General features: G+C 45.8%; 14 protein-coding genes and 1 tRNA gene. 6 read left to right on the plus strand and 9 right to left on the minus strand.

What is annotated here, in order from left to right; translation table 11 throughout:
- Window positions 1-29 precede the first annotated feature (29 nt).
- The 4 genes from MYF79_RS14415 to MYF79_RS14430 all read left to right on the plus strand — a co-directional run bounded on the left by MYF79_RS14415 (window position 30) and on the right by MYF79_RS14430 (window position 8004).
- Window positions 30-2579, plus strand: a complete 2550-nt coding sequence (locus MYF79_RS14415) for a hypothetical protein (protein ID WP_247814671.1) — start codon at window positions 30-32, stop codon at window positions 2577-2579.
- Window positions 2580-2596: 17 nt separating this feature from the next.
- Window positions 2597-6781 (plus strand): DUF6443 domain-containing protein, encoded by a 4185-nt coding sequence (locus MYF79_RS14420; protein WP_247814672.1) that lies wholly within the window; start codon window positions 2597-2599, stop codon window positions 6779-6781.
- Between the two features lie 20 nt (window positions 6782-6801).
- Entirely contained in the window at window positions 6802-7371 is a 570-nt protein-coding gene (locus tag MYF79_RS14425; protein WP_247814673.1) for an SMI1/KNR4 family protein, read from the plus strand.
- Window positions 7372-7707: 336 nt separating this feature from the next.
- Window positions 7708-8004, plus strand: coding sequence for a hypothetical protein (locus MYF79_RS14430; protein ID WP_247814674.1), 297 nt, complete (start codon window positions 7708-7710; stop codon window positions 8002-8004).
- An 845-nt stretch (window positions 8005-8849) separates the two neighbouring features.
- Here the strand turns inward: MYF79_RS14430 and MYF79_RS14435 are convergent.
- The 3 genes from MYF79_RS14435 to MYF79_RS14445 form a co-directional block, all read right to left on the minus strand.
- Window positions 8850-9197 (minus strand): hypothetical protein, encoded by a 348-nt coding sequence (locus MYF79_RS14435; RefSeq protein ID WP_247814675.1) that lies wholly within the window; start codon window positions 9195-9197, stop codon window positions 8850-8852.
- Window positions 9198-9255: 58 nt separating this feature from the next.
- The gene (locus MYF79_RS14440; RefSeq protein ID WP_247814676.1) at window positions 9256-9540 is read right to left on the minus strand and encodes a hypothetical protein; all 285 of its coding nucleotides are present in this window, start codon (window positions 9538-9540) and stop codon (window positions 9256-9258) included.
- Between the two features lie 90 nt (window positions 9541-9630).
- Window positions 9631-9990 carry a hypothetical protein gene (locus MYF79_RS14445; RefSeq protein WP_247814677.1) on the minus strand — a complete coding sequence of 120 codons (360 nt, stop codon included), beginning with the start codon at window positions 9988-9990 and terminating at the stop codon, window positions 9631-9633.
- A 255-nt stretch (window positions 9991-10245) separates the two neighbouring features.
- Here MYF79_RS14445 and MYF79_RS14450 point away from each other — a divergent pair, with 255 nt between their 5' ends.
- On the plus strand, window positions 10246-10662 hold the full coding sequence (locus tag MYF79_RS14450; RefSeq protein WP_247814678.1) for a helix-turn-helix domain-containing protein: 417 nt from the start codon (window positions 10246-10248) through the stop codon (window positions 10660-10662).
- Window positions 10663-10933: 271 nt separating this feature from the next.
- A complete protein-coding gene (locus tag MYF79_RS14455) occupies window positions 10934-12142 on the plus strand; it encodes an IS256 family transposase (protein ID WP_247814492.1) in 1209 nt (402 codons plus the stop codon).
- A 16-nt stretch (window positions 12143-12158) separates the two neighbouring features.
- On the opposite strand, the gene MYF79_RS14460 is transcribed toward MYF79_RS14455, so the two are convergent.
- From MYF79_RS14460 to MYF79_RS14485, 6 genes are all read right to left on the minus strand, one after another.
- Window positions 12159-12503, minus strand: a complete 345-nt coding sequence (locus MYF79_RS14460) for a hypothetical protein (protein WP_247814679.1) — start codon at window positions 12501-12503, stop codon at window positions 12159-12161.
- 450 nt (window positions 12504-12953) lie between these two features.
- Window positions 12954-13026, minus strand: a tRNA-Lys gene (locus MYF79_RS14465).
- 96 nt (window positions 13027-13122) lie between these two features.
- A complete protein-coding gene (locus MYF79_RS14470; protein WP_247814680.1) occupies window positions 13123-16515 on the minus strand; it encodes a carbohydrate-binding protein in 3393 nt (1130 codons plus the stop codon).
- 272 nt (window positions 16516-16787) lie between these two features.
- The gene (locus tag MYF79_RS14475) at window positions 16788-19955 is read right to left on the minus strand and encodes an Ig-like domain-containing protein (RefSeq protein WP_247814681.1); all 3168 of its coding nucleotides are present in this window, start codon (window positions 19953-19955) and stop codon (window positions 16788-16790) included.
- Between the two features lie 325 nt (window positions 19956-20280).
- Window positions 20281-22791 (minus strand): zinc-dependent metalloprotease, encoded by a 2511-nt coding sequence (locus MYF79_RS14480; protein ID WP_247814682.1) that lies wholly within the window; start codon window positions 22789-22791, stop codon window positions 20281-20283.
- 50 nt (window positions 22792-22841) lie between these two features.
- A complete protein-coding gene (locus tag MYF79_RS14485) occupies window positions 22842-24281 on the minus strand; it encodes a RagB/SusD family nutrient uptake outer membrane protein (protein WP_247814683.1) in 1440 nt (479 codons plus the stop codon).

Consider the following 24281-nt stretch of genomic DNA (forward strand, 5'->3'; position numbering starts at 1 on the left):
TTTCAGACATAGAAACTTCCACTTACGATGTGGAAACCTTGCCGGGCGACAATGGCAGCAACTTTACTTGTAAAACAGCCTGGTTTCTTAGCCGTATCGTTTCGCCCAATAGAAAAGATACCTTGAAGTTCAACTACACCGCTACATCGTTTGACAATTTTGACGACTTGCCAAGCGAAACAAAATATACCGCGGTGCCCGACCAGCCTGTTGGCTGTTTAAACCAGCAGCCACCCAGCGATAATTCCACCAAAACCTACAACCACCAAACCTCAAACTCTTTTACACTTACATCCATAGTATACAGAAGCGGAAAGGTGGAATTTAATAGCATAAACGACCGTACAGACATTAACACTGGCGATAAAGCCCGCTTAAAGGAAATTAGTTTTTACAGTGCCGCAGGTCAAAACTATACGCTCATAAAAAAAATAAAACTCAACCAGTTTTACGCCAACGCTGCTGCTACGGATGTGTTGAAGAAAAGGCTTTTCCTTAGCAACTTTGTAGAATTGGGCGGAACAGATTCTTTGCAAACCAGTTTCAGTTACATTAATCCCGATGGCTTACCCGGTAAAAATTCCTATAGCCAAGACCACTGGGGTTATTACAATGGGGCCAACAACAACAGCCTGATCCCGGCACTAACAGATGGATTTATAGACTATGCTGGTGCTAACCGCGAACTCGATTCAGCCGCTATGCAGTGCGGGTTGCTCAGCAGCATTACCCATCCTACGGGTGGTGTTACCACATTTGAATATGAACCCAATGCATATTCCTTTCTTAAAGGCGCTACCATCTATCGCGCACAACACTACGATTCAAGCGCGGTAAACGCAACGGCTACGGCAACTACCATGTCCGGCTCATTACCGTCCATTTATAAGGATACCGTGATGGTAAATCTTCCCAATGTTCCGGGTGTACTGTCTGTAACTTATTTCCTCACAGGTATTATCCCTACAGATCCGCAAGCTACTGTAGAGATCTATGATGGTTCATTCAACTTGGTATGGGCAGCGGGTAACTCCAACGGTACAACCAAAACACAAAACATTTCATTAAATAAAGGGGCCACCTATTATTTGGTAGCAGAGCGTGTAGGCCTTAATGAAAAGTGTTTTATTACACTGAACTATAGGAACTGGAATTATTTTACCGCCCCTGCATTGTACAGCAAACGTGCAGGGGGCAACAGGTTAAAACGCGTAACCAGTTTTGATGGTTTTAATCATGCCAATGATGAGGTGGTACGGTTCAAGTATCAGTTAAACGACAGTATCTCATCGGGCTACCTGCTTGATGAGGCTAAGTATGCAGGCTATTCTTATGTGCCTTATTACTGCACCGGTACCCCAGCCGCAAAAGGCGGCGACTGGATGATGTTTAACCGCTATGGCAATAGCCTGGTGGCATTGGGCCGCACACAGGGAAGCCCTATTGGTTATTCGAGGGTTGTTGCACAATATGGCGAAAATGCAGAAAACGGAGCTGAAGAATTTACCTATACACTGCCGGGCTTTATGGATACCGGCGGAAGTGGCTATCCGTACATACCACGTACCAGTTACGATGAGCTGCGTGGCATGCAAATTGCAAAGCGTGTTTACGACAGCAATGGCAGGCTGCTAAAAAGCAGCATTAACGAATGGAACTATAACCATACCGCCGGTTCGCCCAATCTGCGCTGTGTATGGGGAGCCAAATGTGGCGTGCAGCGAGTATCCAATACCTTTGACGGTGGCTGCCCAACCGGGCCGGACTGGAGCTTCAATATCGGCATGTACCAAACCTTTCAGTTTTGGCCCACGCTAAAATCGACCACCGATAGCCTTTATGATGTAGCAAACGGCACCGGCCTGGGTATCAAAACATCCTTTATCTACGATTCTGTATCGGCACAGGTAACGCGCAAAGACATTACGGGTAGTGACAATAACATAGAATCTACCACCTACAGCTACCCGGCAGATTTTGCGGGAACAGCAATATATGACTCTATGGTGGCCAGAAACATGCTATCGGAAGTTATTGAACAGCGTATCACCCAAGGTGGCGTACAGATTTATAAGGAGAAGAATAACTTCTCTTTTTATAACGGGATGATTGCCCCATTGAGCAAAGAGTTGATCAGAGCAGACCAGCCGCTGGAAAACAGAGTTAGCTTTTCAGCATACGACAGCCGGGGTAATCTTACAGAACAGGGCAAATCCAATGATTTGCGCGAGGTATACCTGTGGGGGTATAACGGTGAATATCCGGTAGCTAAAATTATAGGGGCAAGTTATACAACCGTAAGCAGTTTGGTTATCCCTGCCAACCTGGATGCACCTGCCGATGATCAGGCCATACGTACAGAGATAACCAAAGTACGCAACGCTTTGGCCGGTAAATCTGCACAGGTAATTACCATTACCTACTCGCCCTATGGCAAAATTACAAGCGAAACCAATGCGGCAGGACTAACTACCTTTTACACCTTTGATGGCCTGGGTAGGCAAACTAGTGTGCGAGACCACAATGGAATGATCATTAAACTGTTTGACCACAAAATAGCCGCAGGCATCAATCAATAACCCCAAATCGTTTTCAAATGATAAAGAAAGTTATGCTGCAAGTGCTGTTATTTACCATGTACGCACTTGTTATACAAGCACAGAATATCCCAAAACAAAAGTTCAGGCCAGCGGCAACACCTGCAACCATACCGGCCGCATATACCAATACATGGGTTAATTATATCCGTGCCTGGGAACCTAACGTGCCCAGCAACGATACCGCATACCTGAAATCTCCTAGCAGGACCGGCGCAGAGGTACGACAGCTCACTGAATATTACGATGGGCTTGGGCGGTTGATACAACGTGTAGAAAAAGCAATTACACCTACGGGTAAGGATTTTGTAAGCCCTTATGTGTACGACCAGTACGGGCAGGAAGTTTACAAATATTTGCCATATGCCCCCAAAACCGGCAATACCAGCGATGGTAAGTTTAAAACCGATCCTTTTAATGGGCAAAGTGCATTTTATAAGGATACCGTACTCAATCCGGCAGCTGCAGGCGAAAGCATTTATTACGGCCGCATACAGTACGAAGCGGCACCAGACGGGCGGCCAGTAAAGGTGTTTGCTCAAGGCAACAATTGGGCGCTGGAAGGTGGCAACAGACCGCAGGAAACGCGCTACCAATTTAATACCGTGGCCGATTCGGTGCGGCAGTACTCGGTATCGGGCATTACCGGAACCCCAACCTCCGGTGGCTTTTATGCCGCGGGTACATTGCATAAAGAAACTACAATTAACGAAGAGGGCATGCAAGCCATTGAGTTTACAGACAAAATGGGACGCAGCATTTTAAAAAAGATACAGAACTCGTACGCACCCGGAACAGGCCATGTAGGCTGGAACTGTACCTACCAGATTTACAACACCAATGGCAAATTGGCATTTATTCTTAGCCCCAAGCTTATTGATATTATCAAATCTCATTGGACTGTTACACCTTACCTTATTGCAGAACTGGGCTATATGTATCGGTACGACCAAAGGGAGCGGGTAATTGTAGAAAAAACTCCAGGTGCCGATTCCCTTGAAATGGTGTACGATAAGCGCGACAGGCTGGTGATTACAAGAACAGGCAACCTGGCCACAATGGGCATGGCCAAAGCCATTCTTTACGATTCGCTGAACCGCATAACTGGCGAAAGTTTGTTCTATACCGGTTCTACACGAGAATACCTGCAGGCATTGATGGATACCTCATCTGTGGCCAACCCAGCGATAAGCGTACCATTCCTTACACCTGAAGTAATGGTGCCCCAGCATTACATTTTTTACGACAACTATAACTTTACTGGCGTTACAGCTTATGCAACTGCAGATTTGAGCAATACCCGCGTAGGCAGCAACCCCTATGCCGAAGGCATGCCAGCGGCACCCAGCACCAAAACAAAAGGACTAATAACCGGCAGGCGCGTATGGGACAGCAGTAAAAACCGGTGGCTCACTACCACCATATACTATAACGACCGGCAACGCGACATCCAGACAATAGAAGACAACTACGGTGGCGGTAGAGATATTACGAATAAGGTATATGATTTTTCTGGTAAAATATTGGCCACCTACCTCAAACATAACAATCCGCAATCAACCATCACCCCGCAAACTACCGTGCATACCCTGTACCATTACGACGATGGAGGCCGTTTGGATTCGCTGATTGTAACGCTGAATGATAATGCGGCATTGAAACGTACGCTTAGTGTAATGAGCTACAATGAACTGGGGCAGTTGCTAACCGAAAGGTTAAACCCCGGTGCCGCTACGCAGCTGGAAACCTTATCCTACGATTACAACATCCGTAAGTGGTTGCGTGCCGTTAACAAGGGTTATGTGAATACCGTAGGCAGCACCTCCAACTGGTTTGGAATGGAGTTGAGTTATGACCTTGGTTTTGACAGCAGCGAATACAGCGGAAACATAGCTGGCATCAAGTTTAAAGGGCGTGGTGACGGGCTTGCACGGGCCAATGGCTACAGTTATGATCCTTGCCAGCGCCTTACTGCAGCCTATTACTCCCAGCAAAATAACGGCAGCACCAATTGGACGCAAAATCTAATGGATTTTTCGGTTAGCGGCTTATCGTACGACAACAATGGCAACATCCAGGCCATGAAGCAAAGGGGTATGGACGGGATGGTGAAAAAGACCATTGACAGCCTGGAATATGGCTACGTGCCTTATAGCAATAGGTTGTACTATGTTACAGACAAGGTCAATGATCCTAGTTCCAAACTGGGCGATTTTACCGAAATCTTTAACACTATTTTCCAGGACTACTGGTTTGACCGGAACGGTAATATGGCTAAAGATAAGAACAAGGACATAGATACCGTCATTTATGACCACAACAATTTGCCGGTTTATTACAAAGTAAAAGGTCATGGCGATGTTTACCTGGTGCGTGGTGGCGATGGGAAACAGCTGGCCAAAGTGATAACGGATACCAGCAATACCTACCGTACGGTAGTTACCCAATATGCCAACGGTTTCATTTACCTGAACGGAAATGCCGATCCTAACCAGCCAGGCTACGATACCCTTCAAAGCATAGCCCATGAGCGGGGCCGAATCAGGGCAATTTACAAGAGCAACCAGCCGGTGCAATTTGCTTTTGATTATTTTATAAAGAACCATACCGGTGGCATTGAAATGGTTTTAGGCACCCGGTCTGATACCGCCCTATATGCTGCTACAATGGAAACTGCCGCAAGCGCCGCAGAGAATGCATTGTTTGCCAATATTGATGCTACCCGGAGCACCAAACCTGTTTCTTATCCCACAGACAATACCACCAACCCGAACGACTATGTAGCCAAGACCGGCACAAATGGCCAGAAAACAGGGCCTTCGCTGGTGTTAAGGGTAATGGCTGGCGATTCCATCACCATAACCTCAAAAGCCTTTTACCAAAGTGCTTCGGCAAACACCGCCGTAAATACGGCGCAAGATATGGTCAGTTCCTTTTTGAATGCCATGAGCGGAGTAAGTTTAGCTGAGGGCATACACCAGGCAACGGGCAGCAATAGCCCGCTGACCGGGTTCGATGGCAGCATATACTCCAGCGTAAAAAACCTTGACCCGAACCAAAACCAGGCAACCCAGCCCAAGGCCTACCTCAACTTTGTGCTGTTTGACGATCAGTTTAACCTGGTTAACGAAAACTCGGGTGTACGGCAGGTACAGGGAAGTACGGGGCAACTTATTAACCTGGTGGTAAATAAAATGGTTGTTAAGAAAACCGGTTTCCTGTATGTATATGAGAGCAATGAAAGTGCAGTTGACGTTTATTTTGACAACCTGATTGTAACCCACAATGCCGGGCCATTATTGGAAGAACATCATTACTACCCCTTTGGCCTTGAAATGGCTGGCATAAGTGCCAAAGCCTTAAAAAAGAGCTATATTTCCAATAATTACCTATTTCAGGGTAAGAAGTTTGAAACCGGCGAGTTTGGTGATGGATGGAGTGCTAATTTGTACGATTTCGGAGCCAGGCTGTATGACCCGCAAATAGGTCGGTTTCACTCGCCGGATCCGCATGGATATAAATACGCCTGGATATCACCTTATAACTTTGCTTTTGACAATCCGGTCTCTTTCACGGATCCCGATGGTAGAGATGCCAAGCCCATTGAAGGCGGTGTGAAGTTTACAGGTATTGACGCCATAGCCTTTTACAAAAAACTCAGAAAAGCACTTGCATCAGGCAACAAAGTGGCAATCCATTATGTTTACGAATCAAAAACCAAGAATATTTACCAAAATACAATAAACGCCATGACCAAAGGCCATCCAATGTTGCTCACCTACGCTGCACGAAGTAAAAGAGATAAAGAAAAGGTGAGAGACCAGGCGTTAAAGCCATTTCAAGGGCAGGAACAACTTGCAGGATATTCCCGTGATGAATATCCATATGCCATGACCGAGGAAGGTGGTGCCGGTTCTGAGGTCATGTCTGTTCCCATTGAGGAACAACAAACACAGGCAGGGGAACTGGGCGGGCTGGTTACAAGAAATAAGCTGAAAAAGGGTGATCTGATTTTCGTAATTCCAATTGGCAACGGAAGTGACCCCGCAACCGAGACCAAGGTTAAGAATGTGGTATTTCCGTTGTTGAAAATATTGATAAATGCGTTACAGCGTTTTGCACCTCCGATAATATCACCTATTATTACACCCGAGCCGAGTCTCTTTAAACCGGAAATCATTTAAAACAACAAAATAATATCTCCATGAGCGTTACTCCAGTCTTAAAAAAACTCGAACACTTCTTTGTAACTCAGCAGTCGATCGCCTTTTCTCTGCTTCAGAATGGGATTTCCAGAGCTGAAATAGATGAGATGAAAAAGGCTTTAAACCTCAGTTTTCCACCAGAGGTTTATGAGCTTTTTGAATGGAAGAATGGAATAAGAGATTTAAGCAAAATAACGATAGGTGCTTCTCTTCTTTTTCGCTGGGGAGCGATGGTTCCATTTGACCAGTTTATTGAGGTTTATCATGCATCGCAAAAAGCTAAAAGCTATCCGAACCACTATTTTCCGATTTTTACAAATGGCGGCGGGGATTATATTCTGGTTAACTGCAATAAAGATGATGCTTTTTATGGTTACTTGTATTGGCACTCTCCGGCCCTATACGGGACTGAACTTGATGCCAGATACACCTCCCTCAGCACATTATTAGAATGTGTACTGGAATGTTTTGAGGCGGGAGGCTATTACTTTGAGAGCGGGATATTTGAAGAAGATTCAGACCTGTCAGATCCAATCTTAGATAAATATGAGCTGCAGGAAGAGGAATAATTTGAAAATGTTATAATAAAAAAGGTACTAAAATTGACTGTATACTTTTGTATGGTTATCATAAAGGCCCGCCCTGTCGGGCGGGCTGATTTTTCGTGTATTAATATCGAGTTAAGAAATTTTCTGAAGGGCATACAATATATTACAAACGCAATTCGCAATACAATTACCAATCTTCAATATTATACTTGCCGCAAAGCCGTAATCGGGTGCTTTGCGCTGAGATACTTATTTAAACTTAACGGTTCGGAAATTGACTATATAATCCTGTATGGTTACTATCATGGCCCGCCGCATTGCGGGCCAATTTTTTAAATCCCAGACAGAAACTATCATATGGACGAGCATATCACCAAATACATTAAAAACCTCGCTCTAAATTCGCCTATAGACAGTGCTAAGTTCACAGAAATCATCGGCAGCATCGACTGTAACGTTCCACAAGAATACTTAAACTTTCTGCGTGAAACGAATGGCGGTTTAGGATTTATTTTGGATGGCAAATATGAAGATTTTATTCGTGTTGAATACTTAATTCCATCCGATCTCATCAGAGGCTATTTGTTACTTGACTTCAAAGCCATTGCTGAACTATCAGCTTCCATTCCCAATTGTTTATTAAAGCCAATCTAGTCGTCGATGCGCCCCATATCAGAGCTTACAAGAAAGCCCCTATTGGATTTTGAGTAGAGGCTTTTACCTTGCGAAGAAAAATATCCTTTCACCAAAAAGAAATGCCGAATACTTGCTGACTTCGCGTTGCATATGTAATAATCGTTGAAAACTTCGAGGATATTTGACTTTAGTAATGCGAGCCTTCCGATTTTTTAAAGCAGGTTTATCAGCTATTTTTCTAATATCGTTGTTAGTGGTTTCTATACTTTTTGCAATAATTCCAAAAGCTGCTGTACACCTCGTCAAGAATAGCAATGATCTTTTCTCTTTCAGCATTACTAAGGCTTGGCGATATTTTTTCCTGGCTGCTACCGGCCTTAGAAATGATTCGCATCTTCCGATAAAATGTAGGTATGCTCCAGGCACATTCCTCACATACTCGTTCCCGGAAATAAATTGGTAAATTGATCATTCTTGAATGCACATCCTGTAATAAATTGACAGGTTTCGTCGAGGGCATAATTTTTTTCATATTGTATATTTTTACATTAAAAAGGAATAATCATTATTAGAAGTTGTTTCGATTATTATATTATATGACACATGGTTGAAGTTAAAAATAGATCAGCCAGAGAAAGAAGCCGATGCAAGTGAATGCCTATAATCTATGCGATATTAGTGTCTTTTATTTCGCAGGTAATACTTACAGTGATACTAGTAATGCCCTTATTGCTTGTTATCTATATATCCGTTTTATTTTATCGGTGGCTATCGTTTTGACTTCTAGTATAACTGGTAAATCTAAATGTCCTAAAAAATTAATCCCAAAGTCCAATAATCCCGACACACTCAGACTCTTGATTTTACTCAGAATCACTATGTGTCACATAATTAACCTCCAAATATTTTGGATTTATCTGTATAAATGTGCCTACATAAGGAACTTTTTTGGTGATGAATTTGGGAATACCTTTATTTGATTTTTGGGCCAAATAAAGAACATTTTTCGCCCCTTTATCATTGATCTTTATTAAGCGATCCTTGTTAAAAAAATTAGCAGGGAATTCGGAATTTTCCCATAGCAGATAGGTATTGGGATCATTTATACTAAAGTATTTCACTAACTGTTGCCAATGTTCATCTTGCCTAAACTTTGCAGAATCTTCAATTCTTTTACTTGACTTTGCTGCACACATATTTAATAATTTCATGCCCATATAATTGAAACCAATAAGGGTTTCAAATTTACATTGCCAATGATCATGGATGTTATTCAATTATTGTATTCTTAATGGAGTTTGAACGTTGCGGTATATCGGAAGCTAGCTTTGAATTAAGCATCTCCAATGATGCTACCAACTCAGATTCACCAACGGCTACTAACAGTTTAACTGTCTCTCTACCAAAAAAAATCATATTCGCCCTTTCTTCAACAGTATAGTCAGCCGTGCTAGGACTTGCCAGCGCAGCGTCCAATAGTTCTTGCATTCCCACTTCAATTCCAGAATCAAAGCAATCGTAATAGTTGATTAACAACTGCAATAAGTTTGTCATCCAGGTAAATATTAGGTTTAGTAAAAAAACGTAAATACAAGAATCGAGATGGAAATCCCGATCCGGACAAATAAATAACCATTGAATACACTAGAGTTTGTCAAATTCTTGGTTATATGTTGTCTTTAAGTAGGCTTGGAAGGCATCAATGACATTGTTTGTGATGTTATAGATAGCCTGCATCTCCAAAATATTTAAGGGTCTAACAATTCCGCCCTTATCAGCTATTCCCCTTGCCTTTTGATAAAAAACAGGATTAGTATAGCATAAATGTATCATCACATTTTTACGCCAGTAATACGGAAGATTAACCATTCGCCTATTAATGTCGTATAACATATTATTACTGATAGGCTGTAAAGGGAAAAGCTGATCTAATTCTTGATCGTAAATCCCATTGCTAAATAGGAAATATGGGTCATTTCCATTTAATGAATCATTGGAAAGCATAAAAGTTAGTTTGATTAACAATCAATTTGACGATCGAAATAACGATCTGTTTTTGGGATAATAAACTTTCAAGGCAGGTGTTATACGGTAACACATAAGTATTTTACGAGGAAGCCCTGGTATCCTAATATACACTATATGTATATTACCATTATTAATATATAATATATTATATTATAATACATTATGACCATTTCACTGTTAAACATATAAATTCAGTATTTTACCGAGACATTTATTAATATATTTGGTATCATGACAACTACTACTATGAATAAGATCAAAAACCATGGCAGAGCGATAAAACGTATCAGGGAAATGCGTGACATGAAGCAACAGTCACTAGGGGACTTGCTCGGTAAAATAAGGAATGAAGTATGGGACCAAAAGAAAATATCCGCACTGGAAGCAAAAGAAGCAATTGAACCAAATTTGCTTGCTGATGTAAGCAAGGCGTTAGGTGTAACACCTGAATCAATTGAAAACTTTGACGAAAGTGTAGCATTGAACGTGTTTGCAAACACTTTTAATAGTAATGATACATCAACGTTGAACGCAATTAACTATGGATGTACATTCAACCCTATTGACAAGATAGTGGAAATACTACAAGAACAAAATAAGGTGAAGGATGAAATGATTCGGGAACTGATAAATAAGTTAGCTAAGTGATTCACTGTTTGAGTTTTTGCAAAAAAAAGGTATGAATACCAATAGCCCAGGAGAACTGCCTGGGCTATTGGTATTTAAATTAATACATCAATACTATATTACCCGGTAGTGTAAAATTCTTTGTGTAAGTATATATTCAACTGTATCGAGTTAATACCACCAGCAGGTGGAGTGAAGTGAGGCGGAGCGTAGCGGAGCCGAACGGAACGACACCTGCTGGGTACGGCGGCTGGATTTGCCCCCGATATTTTTTAACTTTGAATACAGTACCATGGACAATCAACAACCACAATTCTCGAAGGAGTTCTTCAAGCAGTTTAAGAACAAAGAGGAGTTTCACGCCTTTTTCAATAGCCTGTTTAAGCAGGGTGTGGAAGAAATGCTGAAGGGAGAACTCGATGAACATCTTGGTTATGAGAAACATAGCCCTGAAGGAAGAAACTCAGGTAATAGCCGCAATGGCTCTTACAAAAAGAAAATTAAGACAGAATCTCTCGGCGACCTTGCCCTTAATATTCCCCGTGATCGTAATAGTGAGTTTGACCCAGTCCTTATTCCCAAGGGACAACGGATGAGTGATAAGCTGGAAGAGGCTATTATCGGCATGTACAGCCGCGGAATGACAACCTCAGACATTAGTGATCAGGTGAAAGAGGTATACGGTGTAGACGTAAGCGAAGGCACCATTTCCAATGTCACTAATCGTATCTCGGAGCATGTAAAAAGCTGGCAGAACAGGGTTCTTGAGCCTGTTTACTTTATGGTCTGGATGGATGGAATAGTGCTGAAAGTCAAGCAAAACGGTAAGTATATCAACAAATGCATATACCTGGTAATCGGACTGAAAAATGATGGGTTGAAAGAAGTGTTGGGCATGTGGATGGCAGAAACTGAATCCGCCTCCTTCTGGATGAGCGTTTTAACCGATTTAAAGGCTCGAGGAGTAGAGGATATATTAATTGCCTGCACTGATAACTTAAAAGGCTTTACAGATGCTATTAAGGGTGTATTCCCACAAACAATTACCCAGCTGTGTGTTGTCCATCAGATCCGCAATAGCTGTAAATATGTGGTATGGAAGGACAGGAAAGAGTTTTGTGCTGATCTGAAGGAAGTTTATGGAGCGCCTAATCGCGCAGCTGCAGAGCATGCGTTAGTCACTTGTTCTGATAAGTGGGGGGCTAAATACAGACATGCGATTCAATCGTGGGAGAACAACTGGGATAATCTTACCAGCTACTTTGACTTCCCAATGGAGATCCGCAAGATCATGTATACCACAAATACCATCGAAAATCTTAATAGGGGCATCCGCAAGTATACTAAGACCAAAGTTCAATTTACGGATGATGCTGCGGCTCAAAAGGCCGTTTACCTGGCTATCATGAACATTGAAAAAAAATGGAGCATGCCTATCCATAACTGGGGGCTGGTGCTCCATCAATATTTAACTATTTTTGAAAACAGATGTCGGATTTGATCAGTTGACTATGTGTTTACACAATATATTTTATAGTCTCTATTACCCCCCTATTTTCTATACCAAATATATACCAGTCGGTTCCATGGAACTGAATTATTATCAACCCATACACACAGCCCATTTTCACTTTGACGCCTGGCGCTTCATTTTCAATAGTCTGATTACCCAGTATATTCATGATCTTATCTGCGCCTATCGCCCGCATAACAGTTGACGATGATCCAGCTAGTTGTTTTATCGTATATTTCTTGCCTTTGTTTGCTGCGGCAGAAGGCAAAGTAAGTGTATTGTTAGTGGTTACTGCCTTTGATAAAATTGTACCGTGTGAGGAAGTTAACGTTAGATTTGCATCCGTCAATTTAGTTATGTCTGATACTTTCCTGCCTGCAATTTGCCAGTTATCGTTCCCGCCTGCGTCCGAAGTCCACACCTTGCCAGTACTGGCGGCATACCTCCTGAAAATTGAACATTACCGTTTACATTGAGGCCACCAGCAACATCTAATGTTGTAGTAGGCTTGTTTGTGCCAATACCAACATTCCCATTCGCTAACCTGACTGGTAACACCGGCTGAGTGCTAGTTCCAGCCCTAAAAACAATTTTTCCGGGGTTATTCTTGATATTCCGTAAAAGGTAATACCCCGGCGGCGCTTGCAAATTCTAATATGTATATTTCTTACCTTTGGTAAAAGCTGATTAACCTGTATAAAGTACGGGAAAGAAATCGGGGTTATACAAAAGGAACTCGACTAAACACTCAACTAAAAAACAAAACCCCGCGACTAGCGCGAGGTTTGAAAGTTGATTGTGATCCCGCTGGGACTCGAACCCAGGACCCATACATTAAAAGTGTATTGCTCTACCAACTGAGCTACGGAATCATCTAACGGGGTGCAAACCTAAACAAATATTTCTAATATCCAAAATAAAAAAGCCGCCCCGTAAAAGAGGCGGCTTTCTATTCGCTAAAAACAATACTACATCTTCACAAATTTCTTCACCACCTGCTTGCCAGCATTGGTAAATTTCAGCACATAAACACCTGGTGTCAGCTTGCTCACATCCAGGATGCCGTTCACGGCTTTAATTGTAATGGTCTGGGAAGTCGCTATGTTCGTAACAGTAAACAGACCATCGTTCTTCACATTACCTACAGTCAGCAGTTCAGTTACCGGGTTAGGATAAACTTTCACCACTGGCTCGGAGCTAGCCGGATTGCTAGCAGCAAGCGTCTGTGATGGAACACTAAACTCAAACCAGTTTAGGTTAAAGTCGGCGCGGGAAGCGTAAACGCGGAGCGTTTGTCTGCCTGCGGAGAGTGTAACGGTAGCCGTCTTGGTCACCCATGACTGCCAGCCGCCGGTTGCTTCTACGTCTACGGTAGTCAGTACGTTGGTACCGGACTGCAGTTGCAGCTGACCGCCACCAGGAGCGCTGGCTACGCGGAAGGCTACGGTGTAGGTGCCTGCTGTGGCAACGTTCACATTGTAGTCCATCCAGTCGCCGGTGCCTACCCAACCAATGTTCTGGCCACCGCCTACGTCAGCACAACCTTCTGTACCGATACCGTTCATGGCGTCGAAATCTTCCGCCTCGATACGACCCGGGATGTTCTTCTGAACAGGGGCTGCGGTTACGTTGATGGCAACTGCAGAGGAGGTAGTTGTCATCTGGTTGTTGTCGGTAGCTTTGGCAGTGATGCTGTAAGAGCCGGTAGCTACACCTGTCCACAGGAATTGGTATGGGCTGGTGGTATCTTCACCGATCTTGGTAGCACCCTGGAAGAATTCTACTTTCTTCACAGTACCGTCTGTGTCGGCAGCATCTGCTTTGAGCAAAATATCGGAACCACTCAGGAAGGCTTCGCCATTGGCAGGAGCGGTGATGTTCACAGTCGGAGCATCGCCGATGGCCAGAGCAAAGGTGAAGTAGTTCACGTTGAAGTCGTTCGCTTCAAGTACAATACGCACAACATGGTTACCGGCAGGTAATGCGGTGGTAGTAGCAGAAACGGTCTGCCAGTTCTGGAAGCCATTGGTAGTAGGCACTGTCACCGGACCAGTAATGTTCTGGCCGTCCAGTTCTACATGCAGGGTCTTGGCAACACCGGGATTAGCAACACGGGCTGCGAAGGTATATTTACCCGGAACAGTGACGTTTACAGAGTATTCCAGCCATTCACCGTTGTTCACGTAGCCGATGTTATAACCGCCTTCTGAGCAGTTTTCCAGGTCTACGCCTTCATTGGTACGGTATTGATTACCCTGGTTAGCGGCACTTTCGTCGTGATAGGCAATGCCTTCACCACCGGAATCGAAGTCTTCGATCTCGATCTTGCCAGGTATAGCACGAGGGGCTGTACCGGCAGGGTAAGGATTCTGACGGGAACCGGTTGCCTTGTAGGTAACGGAATAGGTAGTGTTCACTGCCGGAACGCGGATAGACTGTAAAGTGTCTCCGCCATGCGCCCAGGATACGAAGGCATAGGTAGTATCTCCCAGTATCTGCGGACTGATAGCCTGCAGGGTAGTGAGGGCATTTACCACCATCGTCTTGGTGAACGGCGTAGCGGCTTCTTTACCCAATACTACCTGGAGACCAGGCACATTGGAATTTACGCTTACCTGTACCTTGTTAGGATAGATATCTACAGAGTCAACACCTGTACGGCCGTTGGAGTCTGTAACGGTCAGGAGCAGGCGGAACCAGATATTCGGAGAAGATTCGCCAAGATTATCGGCAGTGAAAGAACCTGATTTGATACCTGCAGGCAGGGTAGGACCAGGATGCCAGTGCTCACTCGTTTCTGTATCCTTATGGAAGAAACGGAGCTCCCAGCGGTATGCGGACGCTGGCAATGTACCATCTTCAGTATCTGTAGCAGTACCGGAAAAGTTGATAACAGTACCTACGCTCCATTTTACATCACCGGTTGGTGCGCTGATGTGTGGAACTGGCCTTGCATTGAAAGGCAGTACGGTGAGCGTGGCCGCAGTACTGATGGCGGTATCAATGTGATTGATCACCACACAACGATAAAGGCCTGAATCCGTGCGGGTGGTTTGTGCAATAGCGTAAGTGCTCGATGTTGCACCCTGGATGTTCACCCCGTTTTTCTGCCACTGGAATGACATCGGAATACCACCTGAAGCGCTCACCGAAAACTGTACAGGATCTCCTGCAGTCACTGTTGCACTTACCGGCTGGTTTACGATAGTCGGGGCCTGGTTATTATTGTATTCAACTCTCCATAGGCTACCATTTGTACCATATTGTATATAATAAATGTTGCCATCAATGCCAACACTTGTTCCTAAAATGCGTCCGAAACCTTTTGGCGCAAACTCAGTGTACTGAGATGCCGGTGTCAGGTTGTTAACATCCACGAACCTGTACCAGTCCCTGCACCAGTCGGTGAAGAAGAACTTGTTACGGTATTCCGGCGGATAGTTGGTGGCTGGCGGATTAAAGAACACGCCGGATGTAATGGCGCATCCTCCCTTGTCGTCACTATGATCGTAATAGAAGGCCGCTGTAATAGTACCCGCCGCCTGTGTCGGACCAGATTTGCCATCCTGGCTCCAGCCATAATTGTAACCCTTGCTGGCATCAGGAGTGGTGACGTCGTTGATCTCTTCATAATCGCCACCTACGTCCACCACAAAGATCTTCTGAGATACCGGGTCGAGGGCCATTTTCCATGGGTTTCTCAGACCGCGTGCCCAGATGCTTCTCTGCTGGCGACTAGCACCCGCTACGTCGTAGTAAGGGTTGCCGGGCGCCGGCTGACCGTCTTCTGTCAGACGCAGGATCTTACCACGGTAAGTATCCAGCTTGGGAGACTCAACGGAAGAGTTACTTTCTCCAACAGCCACATAGAGCAGACCCTGACGAAACAGCAGCGCACCGCCATTGTGTGCACCGTTGATAATCGGATCAAGTTCCAGTATCCGGTTAACAGCCGTTACCTGGTTGGTTGTGGTGATGGTGACTGCATCAATGTAATGACGCGTCATCTCCGGGTTGGTGTAGAAAATGTAAAACTTACCATTGGTGGCAAATTGCGGGTGCAGGGTGATGCCTAATAATCCCTGTTCGGCATCGGTAACGGTTTGCACAGAATGTACCGTGGTGACGGTTCCGTTCAGGAACACTTTCACATTACCTCCACGTTCTGCGATGAAAATTCTGCCATCCGCAGCGTGGGCCAGGGCAGTAGCTTCGTTGATAACGTCGCCGGTTAACTTTTTCTGGACAAACCCAGTTGGCAATTGGCTGTAAGCGCTGTTTGCGCCCGCCAGGAACATACCGATTCCACAGCACGCTGTAAGCAAGTGCTTATGAAACCTAAGCAGCAGGTTTTTCTTCATTGTGTTTAAATGGTTTTTTGTGAACTAGTTTATGATTATTGACGGTTTAGAATATGGTTTAGGGAGTGATAAATAAAAATACAGGATAAGGTTATTTTTGATTTTTTGACAACGAAATTTACGACATAAGTTTGACACTTGCATTACCTCTAAATGAACTTTTAGCTTTGTACTATTACAAGTACATCGGCATAGTATGCTATCCAAAAAAATAGTTGATACGCTTACTAACGGTGTTAGGCAAACGTACCAACTATTTAACTGATTGTAGATTATTGTTTAACGAATTTCAGCAACAATGTATTGTGAGCGTTATTCGTCAGCTGCATGAAGTAAATACCCGCCGGTAAACGGCTTACATCAACGGTATATGTGCCCGAGATTTTACCTTCCTGTGATAATTGTACAGACCTTGAACGCCCGTTCAAATCAACTATGCTTACCTGTTTCACTCCTTCATTGCTTAACAATTGTACCTTATCATTCACAACGGGGTTCGGATACAAACTGGCCTTCCATGCAGTCTGCGTTTTTGTCGCCAGATTTGAGCTGCCCAGCAAAGCGGCACTGGTGCGCAAACTGCCATACGCTTCCAGCTCGAGAATGGAATAGCCATAAGGCGTGGTTCTCGCCGTACCGTATATCCGGAGATAACGACCGTGCCCTGTAAGCCCCGTGTGATCATTCACCAGTACACTATTGTTGGTCACTGTTTTCAGTGGCGACCAGTTAACCGTGTCATTAGAGGCCTGCACAACATAGTCTTTCCCTGCTGCTGTTTCCCAGGTGATCTTCACCCGGTTGATATTGTAATCTGCACCCAGGTCCACCCTTATCCATTGAGGATCGCTGAAAGCGCTGGACCAGCGGGTGTTGATGTTGCCATCTACAGCATTTTGACCGGAAAAGACGATGTTTTCATATGAAGAAATAGCGGTTGGTTTATTCAATGCCAGGTTAGTCTGTGTGGCAACCGTATCTGGCGTAACATAATACACATTGTCAATGTAGAAGCTGGCCGCAGCGGCAGGTGCATCGCCGGAGAAGGTAAACGCCTGGGTGATGGTGCTGAGATTGACGTTTGTCAGCGAGCTGACAGGAATAGTCACCTCATGCCATTGCCCGTCCCTGATCAGTCCCAATTTCTGTTCACCGGCAGCGAAAGAAATGGCCTGCTCCCCGTTCTGAGAAATGACGCTGAAGCGGAAAGATCCCTGGTAGCTGGTCTTGAACTGGAACTTCAGGAAGCCATTAGCGAAATGGGAGAGGTCGCGTACATCGTGCGACACACCCAGCCCAAACCAGTTATTGGCTGCCGCGGTGAAGCCCATTACCTGTGCGCCTTCATAAGGCGCTGCCCCGCTGATGGTTGTCAGGTTATTCCATACATACAGGTTGGCATCCAGGCCATAGGTCAGCTTGTCCGGCATAGAAGGATCTTCGCTATAGATGCCATACCTGTTGGAAAGGATCTTGTTATCCTGCACGTTGATAGTCACAGGGGCAGAGGTAGTACTTAGCTTACCATTGTCAGTCGCCTTGGCTGTGATGGTATAAGTACCTTGTGGCACATTCTCCCAGGTGTAAGTGTAAGGCGGCTGTGTAAGCGTAGCCAGTAATGTACTGCCATTGAAGAATTCCACCTTGTATATCAGGCCATTGTCGGATACATTGGTATTGATCACCACTTTCGCCGGCCTTCTGTACGGTGTGCTGGCAGTAGGAGAGGTGATGCTGATCTGCGGAGGCGTGTTACCCGGTGCTGCTACCAGAACGGTGACAGGTTTTGAGGTAGTGGTCTTGTTCTGATTATCCGTTGCTTTCGCAATCAATTTGGCAATAGCCTGGGTAGATGTCTGCCAGGTATAGTTGAACGGTGCAGATGTAACTGTGCCCAGGTAATTAGACCCATTGAAGAAATCCACTTTGCTGATAGTGCCATTAGGGTCGCTGGCATTGGTCTGGATAGCGATGGATGCCGGGGTAGTATACACCGCCTCATTAGCAATATTGGTGATAGCCACCTGGGGTGCAGGATTGTCAGACACACCACCAGTATAATACACATTGTCAAAGTAGAAGTCTGCCGCTGCAGCTGGTGCATCGCCTGAGAACATGAATAGCTGTGTGACCTGCATCAGGTCCAGCGTACCGAACTCGCTGACAGGAATGGTCACCTCATGCCATTGCCCGTCCCTTAACAGTCCGTGTTCATTGCTACCAGTGAAATTCACCCAGCCTTCCACGCCATCCGCTACAATACCTACTTTGAAAGGCGCAGTAGAAGTGGTCTTCATATGGAACTTCAGGCTACCATTAGCATAGTTGCTCATGTTCTTGCTATCGTTCGCTACGCCGAGGCCAAACCAGGTGCCTGCATTGGCATGGAAAGCCCACACGTTGCTGCCTTCAAATGGCGTAGGGGCAGGTGTGATATTGGTGATATTGTTCCAGAGATAAAGATTGGCGCCCTGTCCAAATACTACTTTGTCGCTTACCGTAGTATTGTCGGTGAAGACGCCGTAATTACCTTCAGGTGCATTATTGGAACCAAGAATTAGCTCCTCACCCTGTGTAATGTCCTGGTACAGTTTGATGTAATCAACCTCCAGGCGGCCGGGCAGGGGAGCTGTCACGCCTGCTGCGGAGTTGATGCCGGGATAGTTCCCACCCACTGCCAGGTTGAGGATGATATAAAAGGGATTACGGAAGGCATCAAATCCGTTCGTTCCACTAATATCTATCCGGTAATAAGGACTATTATCCAGGAAGATGGTCAGGAACTGCGGCGTCCATTCCAGTTTGTACAGGTGATACGCGTCATTCAGCTGCGTGTTCTGAAGAACGCTATCTTTTGCGTAAGTGGCATGCCCGGTATAGCCGCCGGGATTTTCCGTCCACCAATGCGTAGCGGCACTGACGGTTCTGTTGGCCCGGCCTTCGGCAACGGCGCCGGCAAATCCCATTTCCAGGATGTCGACCTCTCCATTATGCGGCCAGGTACCACCGGTGGCGCCCAATAGCCAGAAAGCGGGCCAGAGGCCATTGGCTACATTGGGTACCTTTATCCTGGCTTCCAGGGAACCGTAACGGAAAGATACCCGTCCGGCGGTCTTGATACGCCCCGAGGTAAAGGGTTTGCCGCCCATCGTTTCCCGGCGGGCTTCAATGATGAGCGTACCATTTTCAATCCTTACATTTTCCGGCCGGTTGGTGTAATATTCCAACTCGGCATTCCCCCAGCCGCAATTCCCCTTGTTACAGCCATCTCCTGTTTCGTAGGTCCATGTCTGCGGATTGAGCGTGGTGGTGTTGAAGTTTTCCTCCCAGACAAGCTGTCGCTGGGCCTGGGTCGCAAAAGGTAACAGTGAAAGACAGAGCACAGCTGCAAGTAATGCGCTCTTTTTCAACCTGTGTGTTGGGAAATTTGGGTTCTTCATACGGGTGAAATTTAACGTGAACGTGGTAATAAAAAATATCAGTACAGGACTACACTACATGGGCCTGAGGGAAGCTCTCTAGTGTTTTCTGGGTTATTCTGGAGACAAATCTACTGATTGCGGAGGAGAACCGGTAAGCCTCCGGGGGAATCTTTTGTTCATAAAACCGCTGCGCTGTAAACAACGGCGAAAAACCGGCACACATAGCGGTGCCGGTCATTAAAACCTACTACTTACAGAAAACGTGCGATAGACATCGCACGTTCCATGTTTACACCTAATAGAGCTCATATGCTCTTTACCACATATATAGCCTGAGAAATAATTACTTTTTAGGATACAGGCCGTTATCCAGTCGCTCATAAAGATCCTGCAGATGATTGCGGGTGGTAACATCTGTCATAGTTGGCATCGCTGCTTTTATAGCTCCTGCCAGTTCTTTCGCATGTGCCCTGATCAGCGGCGTAATATCACTATCCTTGCTGATCCTTGCTGTGGGTGATATAATAGCCAACAGGCTCTCCACATATACACGCTGCAGGCCGCGGCGATAAACATCTGTAGCCTTATGCGCCGTTAATTCAGAGAATATACCAGCTTTCAGATCGTGCAGCAGTTGTGCTGCTGTATAAGCTTTTGATGCATCGAAAGCTTCCTGTGCGTTTAGCCTGTCTATCAGGTCGGGCGACAGCAATTGCAGCAACACCTTTTTCTGAACAGCAGTCACCGCAGAGAAATCAGTATGCGTAAGCATGGCCAATTGTTTGTCGTCCAGCCAGGAAGGGGTAGCAAAGAGCTGTTCGTTCAGAAATGCCACGGCTCGCTGTTGTTTGCTCTTTGTCGGGAACTCATACACCGGCCCTGACTGCTCCACCGTCTTAGGGGTTGTAAGTATACCGCCTATCTGTGCTGCCACATGACCTACATACAGGTCAAACTGCTTCACGATCTCCAGGTACATCTCACCAGCTTTTGAATAATCTTCATTCGGCTGGCGTGTCCATTCCATCAGGTGTTTTTCTATCCTCTTCAGATTGGCAATACCATAGGTACTGGCCTTCATGGCATCATCGCCCAGGTCTTCCCGCTGATTCCTGGGGTCATACTGTGTTTTCGCGTCATTGGGCACTCTCTCAATACCGAAGAAGTATTGTTTACCTGATGCGAGTTTATCGATCACTCTTTTGTTCAGCACAGGTGTTTCCTCTGCGGCAGTTTTGGCGCCGGGCACCAGTTTGTATCCCCATTCAATAGCCCATTTGTCATAGTCGCCGATACGGGGAAAGATGCCTTTGACGCCAATATTATCTTCCGGTTGTGCCACGTAATTGAAACGGGCATAGTCCATAATGGAAGGCGTATGTCCATGTGCTTCTACCCACTGCTTGCTGCGCAGACTGTCTACCGGCACGGTGGAAGATGCGCCCCAGTTATGCCGTAACCCTAATGTATGCCCTACTTCATGGGAAGATACAAAGCGGATCAGCTCACCCATGAGAGAGTCGGGTAGCTGCGGCGCCTGGGCTCTTTTATCGATAGCGCCTGCCTGTACAAAGTACCATTTGTACAACACGTCCATTACATTGTGATACCAGCTGATATGTGTTTCCAGTATTTCCCCGGTACGCGGGTCTTTGATACTTGGTCCCATCGCATTGGCGATGTTGGAAGGCTTGTATACCAGCACGGAATGACGGGCATCTTCAATACTCCAGGTACTGTCGTCAGTCGGGGCCTGTTTAGCTATGATCGCATTTTTGAAGCCTGCTGCTTCGAATGCTGCCTGCCAGTCGTTGACACCTGCCATCAGGTAGGCGACCCACTTCTTAGGCGTTAGCGGATCGATGTAAATAACGATGGGATGTTCCGGTGTAACCAGCTCGCCCCGTTTATATTTTTCCAGATCTTCTTTCCTCGGCTCCAGTCGCCATTTCCAGATCATACTTTCATTCTTGATGCCCTGGGAGTTGGCATCAAAGTCTGTGTATTCATCTGCGAAGAATCCTACCCGTGGATCAAAGAAGCGGGGCTGCATGGGAACTGCCGGCAGCAATACAATTGAACTGTTAAGCTCAAAGCTGTATGTCCTTACCTCCCCATTCGGGAAAGGCCTGGAATTGTAGGTACGTACCGTCTTCACTTCTACATTCATCGGGTAGGAATGAATCTCTTCTATGTAAGAACGGTCGGCGGCCATCATTGCCAGGCCCAGGATGTTTTTGAGCGCCGGGTCGAAGAACAGGATAGAGTTATCGGCGTTTACATAGTCCGTCACTTCTATCACACTGCTCTTTGTACTATCGTTGATCGCTTTGATCCCAAATACGGCCTGGATAGGCTGCAGGCTATTGTTCAGTAATGAGCGGTACAGGCCATTGGCAGAGCTATCCGCAGAACGTTCTTTATAAGAGACGGTCTTCAGGAGTATCCTGTTACCGGCTCCTTTCTCAAAGCGGATCACTTTTTCTCCGATCTGATCGCCGGAGTAAGTGCCCAGCATGAAACGTAATTCAGAAGATCCTTTGGCGATCCTGCCTACTACCAGCATATCCCTGCCAAGTAATGAATCAGGTATCTCGAAGAAATACTTCTCATTCGACTTATGTACTTTAAACAGTCCGTTAGTGGTAATGGTACCGGGTACAATCACGTCCTTATATGGCTTCAGGGCTTCAGGTTTTGCCGGCAGGGCCAGTTTGGCCAATGCGGCAGCCACACTGTCTTTTTTAGTAGCGGTGCTGTCTTTCCCTTTCTGTTGTTTCTGTGCAGCTGCCGGTAATGCAATGGCCACGGTGCATAGCATTCCAAGCACAATGCTTGTTGTTGCAGATTTCATCGGTGATGGTTAGCGTTTTAAATTGGCAAGGCTATGTCAAAGGTGATGTCTTAATTGCTATAACCCGGATTCTGTTTAATATTCGGATTGAGTTGTGTTTCACTGTACGGTATGGGTAATACCTTATGATTGGGATCCCATACACCGCCTTTCTGCGGGGCAAGTACCGTCATCAGCTCGTCGATCTTATCCGTACGTACCAGGTCAAACCAGCGGTGTCCCCATTCGGTGAACAGCTCAATCCTACGTTCCTGTGCAATGGCTGTCAGCATCGCGTCTTTATCTGTAGCGGTGGTGCCAGGCAATAAGGCCTTGCTACGGATGGCATCGAGGTCTGACTGGGCGCTATTTGCGCCTGTGATATTCCCCAGTTGTGCCCTTGCTTCTGCACGGATCAGGTATTGCTCCGACAGGCGTAACACCAGCAATGCTTCAGGTGTACCGCTTGGGTTTTTCTGATACTTGAATGGATAATAATAGGTAGTGCCATTGGCTACAAAGGTGCCTACCCATTTATCGCGACGGGCATCTCCCTGTTCGAAGCTGTTTACGAGAGAAGTACTGAGCGCTCCAGGTAGATTAGGTGTCACTCCCGGTGGATTGGTGTACGGAATGAATGCCTGCGCATCATAAGTGGCATAGTTAATAGGATCCACCGTCAGCAGGTACCAGATGGCTTCTTTTGTTGTGGATGTAAATGTTTTATTAAGATCCTGTTCCAGCTGATAAACACCGTTGCTGATCACAGCAGTGGCTTGCGCTTCGGCATTGGCCCAGTCTTTCTGGTAAAGATAAACGCGTGCCAGGAGCGCTGTCGCAGCCAGCTTGTTCGGGCGTGCCCTTTCCGTAGTGCCGGCAGTGATGCCTTTGAAATAAGTTTCTCCCATCAGCGATTGCGCGTCTTTCAGGTCGGCAATGATCTGTGCATATACCTGGTCTTTCGATGCGCGTGACAGCGTATTATTGACCCGGTAATCGGTGCTCAGTGCCAGCGGTACATCTCCGTAAATATTCACTGCATAGAAGTAGATAAGCGCACGTAAGAATTTCGCTTCTCCCAGCAACTGCTGTTTAACGGCCGTTGAAAGCCCCCCGGAGGCGGTAACGCCTTCTATCGTCACGTTACAGGTATATAAACGCTGATAGAACTCATTCCAGAAGTAACTGCCGCCTACATTGTAAGTGTTGGTGTAGAACTCCTGTAGTGTACTACCCATCACAGCGGGCAGGTAGTTGGTGATCTCATCGGCTGCCATCCCTTCCAGCATACTGATGCCATTGATGCCGCTCACGAAACCACGATTACTGATCATGGCGCTGTACTGACCTGTTACGACAGATGTAGCAGATGCATTGCCTGAAAAGGCTTCCTGGCTTACGATCCTGGATGTAGGCGGATCTATCTCCACCGCTTTATTACAGCCTGTACCTACCGCCAGCAGCAGGAGACCAGTGTACAGGTAACGGAACGATTTATATGCTAATGTCAT

This window comes from Chitinophaga filiformis (assembly GCF_023100805.1).
Classification (GTDB): Bacteria; Bacteroidota; Bacteroidia; order Chitinophagales; family Chitinophagaceae; genus Chitinophaga; species Chitinophaga filiformis_B.

What these genes read in the sequence shown, in the direction of transcription:
- MYF79_RS14420 (WP_247814672.1), top strand. Translation starts at nt 2,597, where the DNA reads ATGATAAAGAAAGTTATGCTGCAAGTGCTGTTATTTACCATGTACGCA.
- MYF79_RS14425 (WP_247814673.1), top strand. Translation starts at nt 6,802, where the DNA reads ATGAGCGTTACTCCAGTCTTAAAAAAACTCGAACACTTCTTTGTAACT.
- MYF79_RS14430 (WP_247814674.1), top strand. Translation starts at nt 7,708, where the DNA reads ATGGACGAGCATATCACCAAATACATTAAAAACCTCGCTCTAAATTCG.
- MYF79_RS14435 (WP_247814675.1), bottom strand. Translation starts at nt 9,197, where the DNA reads ATGAAATTATTAAATATGTGTGCAGCAAAGTCAAGTAAAAGAATTGAA.
- MYF79_RS14440 (WP_247814676.1), bottom strand. Translation starts at nt 9,540, where the DNA reads ATGACAAACTTATTGCAGTTGTTAATCAACTATTACGATTGCTTTGAT.
- MYF79_RS14445 (WP_247814677.1), bottom strand. Translation starts at nt 9,990, where the DNA reads ATGCTTTCCAATGATTCATTAAATGGAAATGACCCATATTTCCTATTT.
- MYF79_RS14450 (WP_247814678.1), top strand. Translation starts at nt 10,246, where the DNA reads ATGACAACTACTACTATGAATAAGATCAAAAACCATGGCAGAGCGATA.
- MYF79_RS14455 (WP_247814492.1), top strand. Translation starts at nt 10,934, where the DNA reads ATGGACAATCAACAACCACAATTCTCGAAGGAGTTCTTCAAGCAGTTT.
- MYF79_RS14470 (WP_247814680.1), bottom strand. Translation starts at nt 16,515, where the DNA reads ATGAAGAAAAACCTGCTGCTTAGGTTTCATAAGCACTTGCTTACAGCG.
- MYF79_RS14475 (WP_247814681.1), bottom strand. Translation starts at nt 19,955, where the DNA reads ATGAAGAACCCAAATTTCCCAACACACAGGTTGAAAAAGAGCGCATTA.
- MYF79_RS14480 (WP_247814682.1), bottom strand. Translation starts at nt 22,791, where the DNA reads ATGAAATCTGCAACAACAAGCATTGTGCTTGGAATGCTATGCACCGTG.
- MYF79_RS14485 (WP_247814683.1), bottom strand. Translation starts at nt 24,281, where the DNA reads ATGACATTAGCATATAAATCGTTCCGTTACCTGTACACTGGTCTCCTG.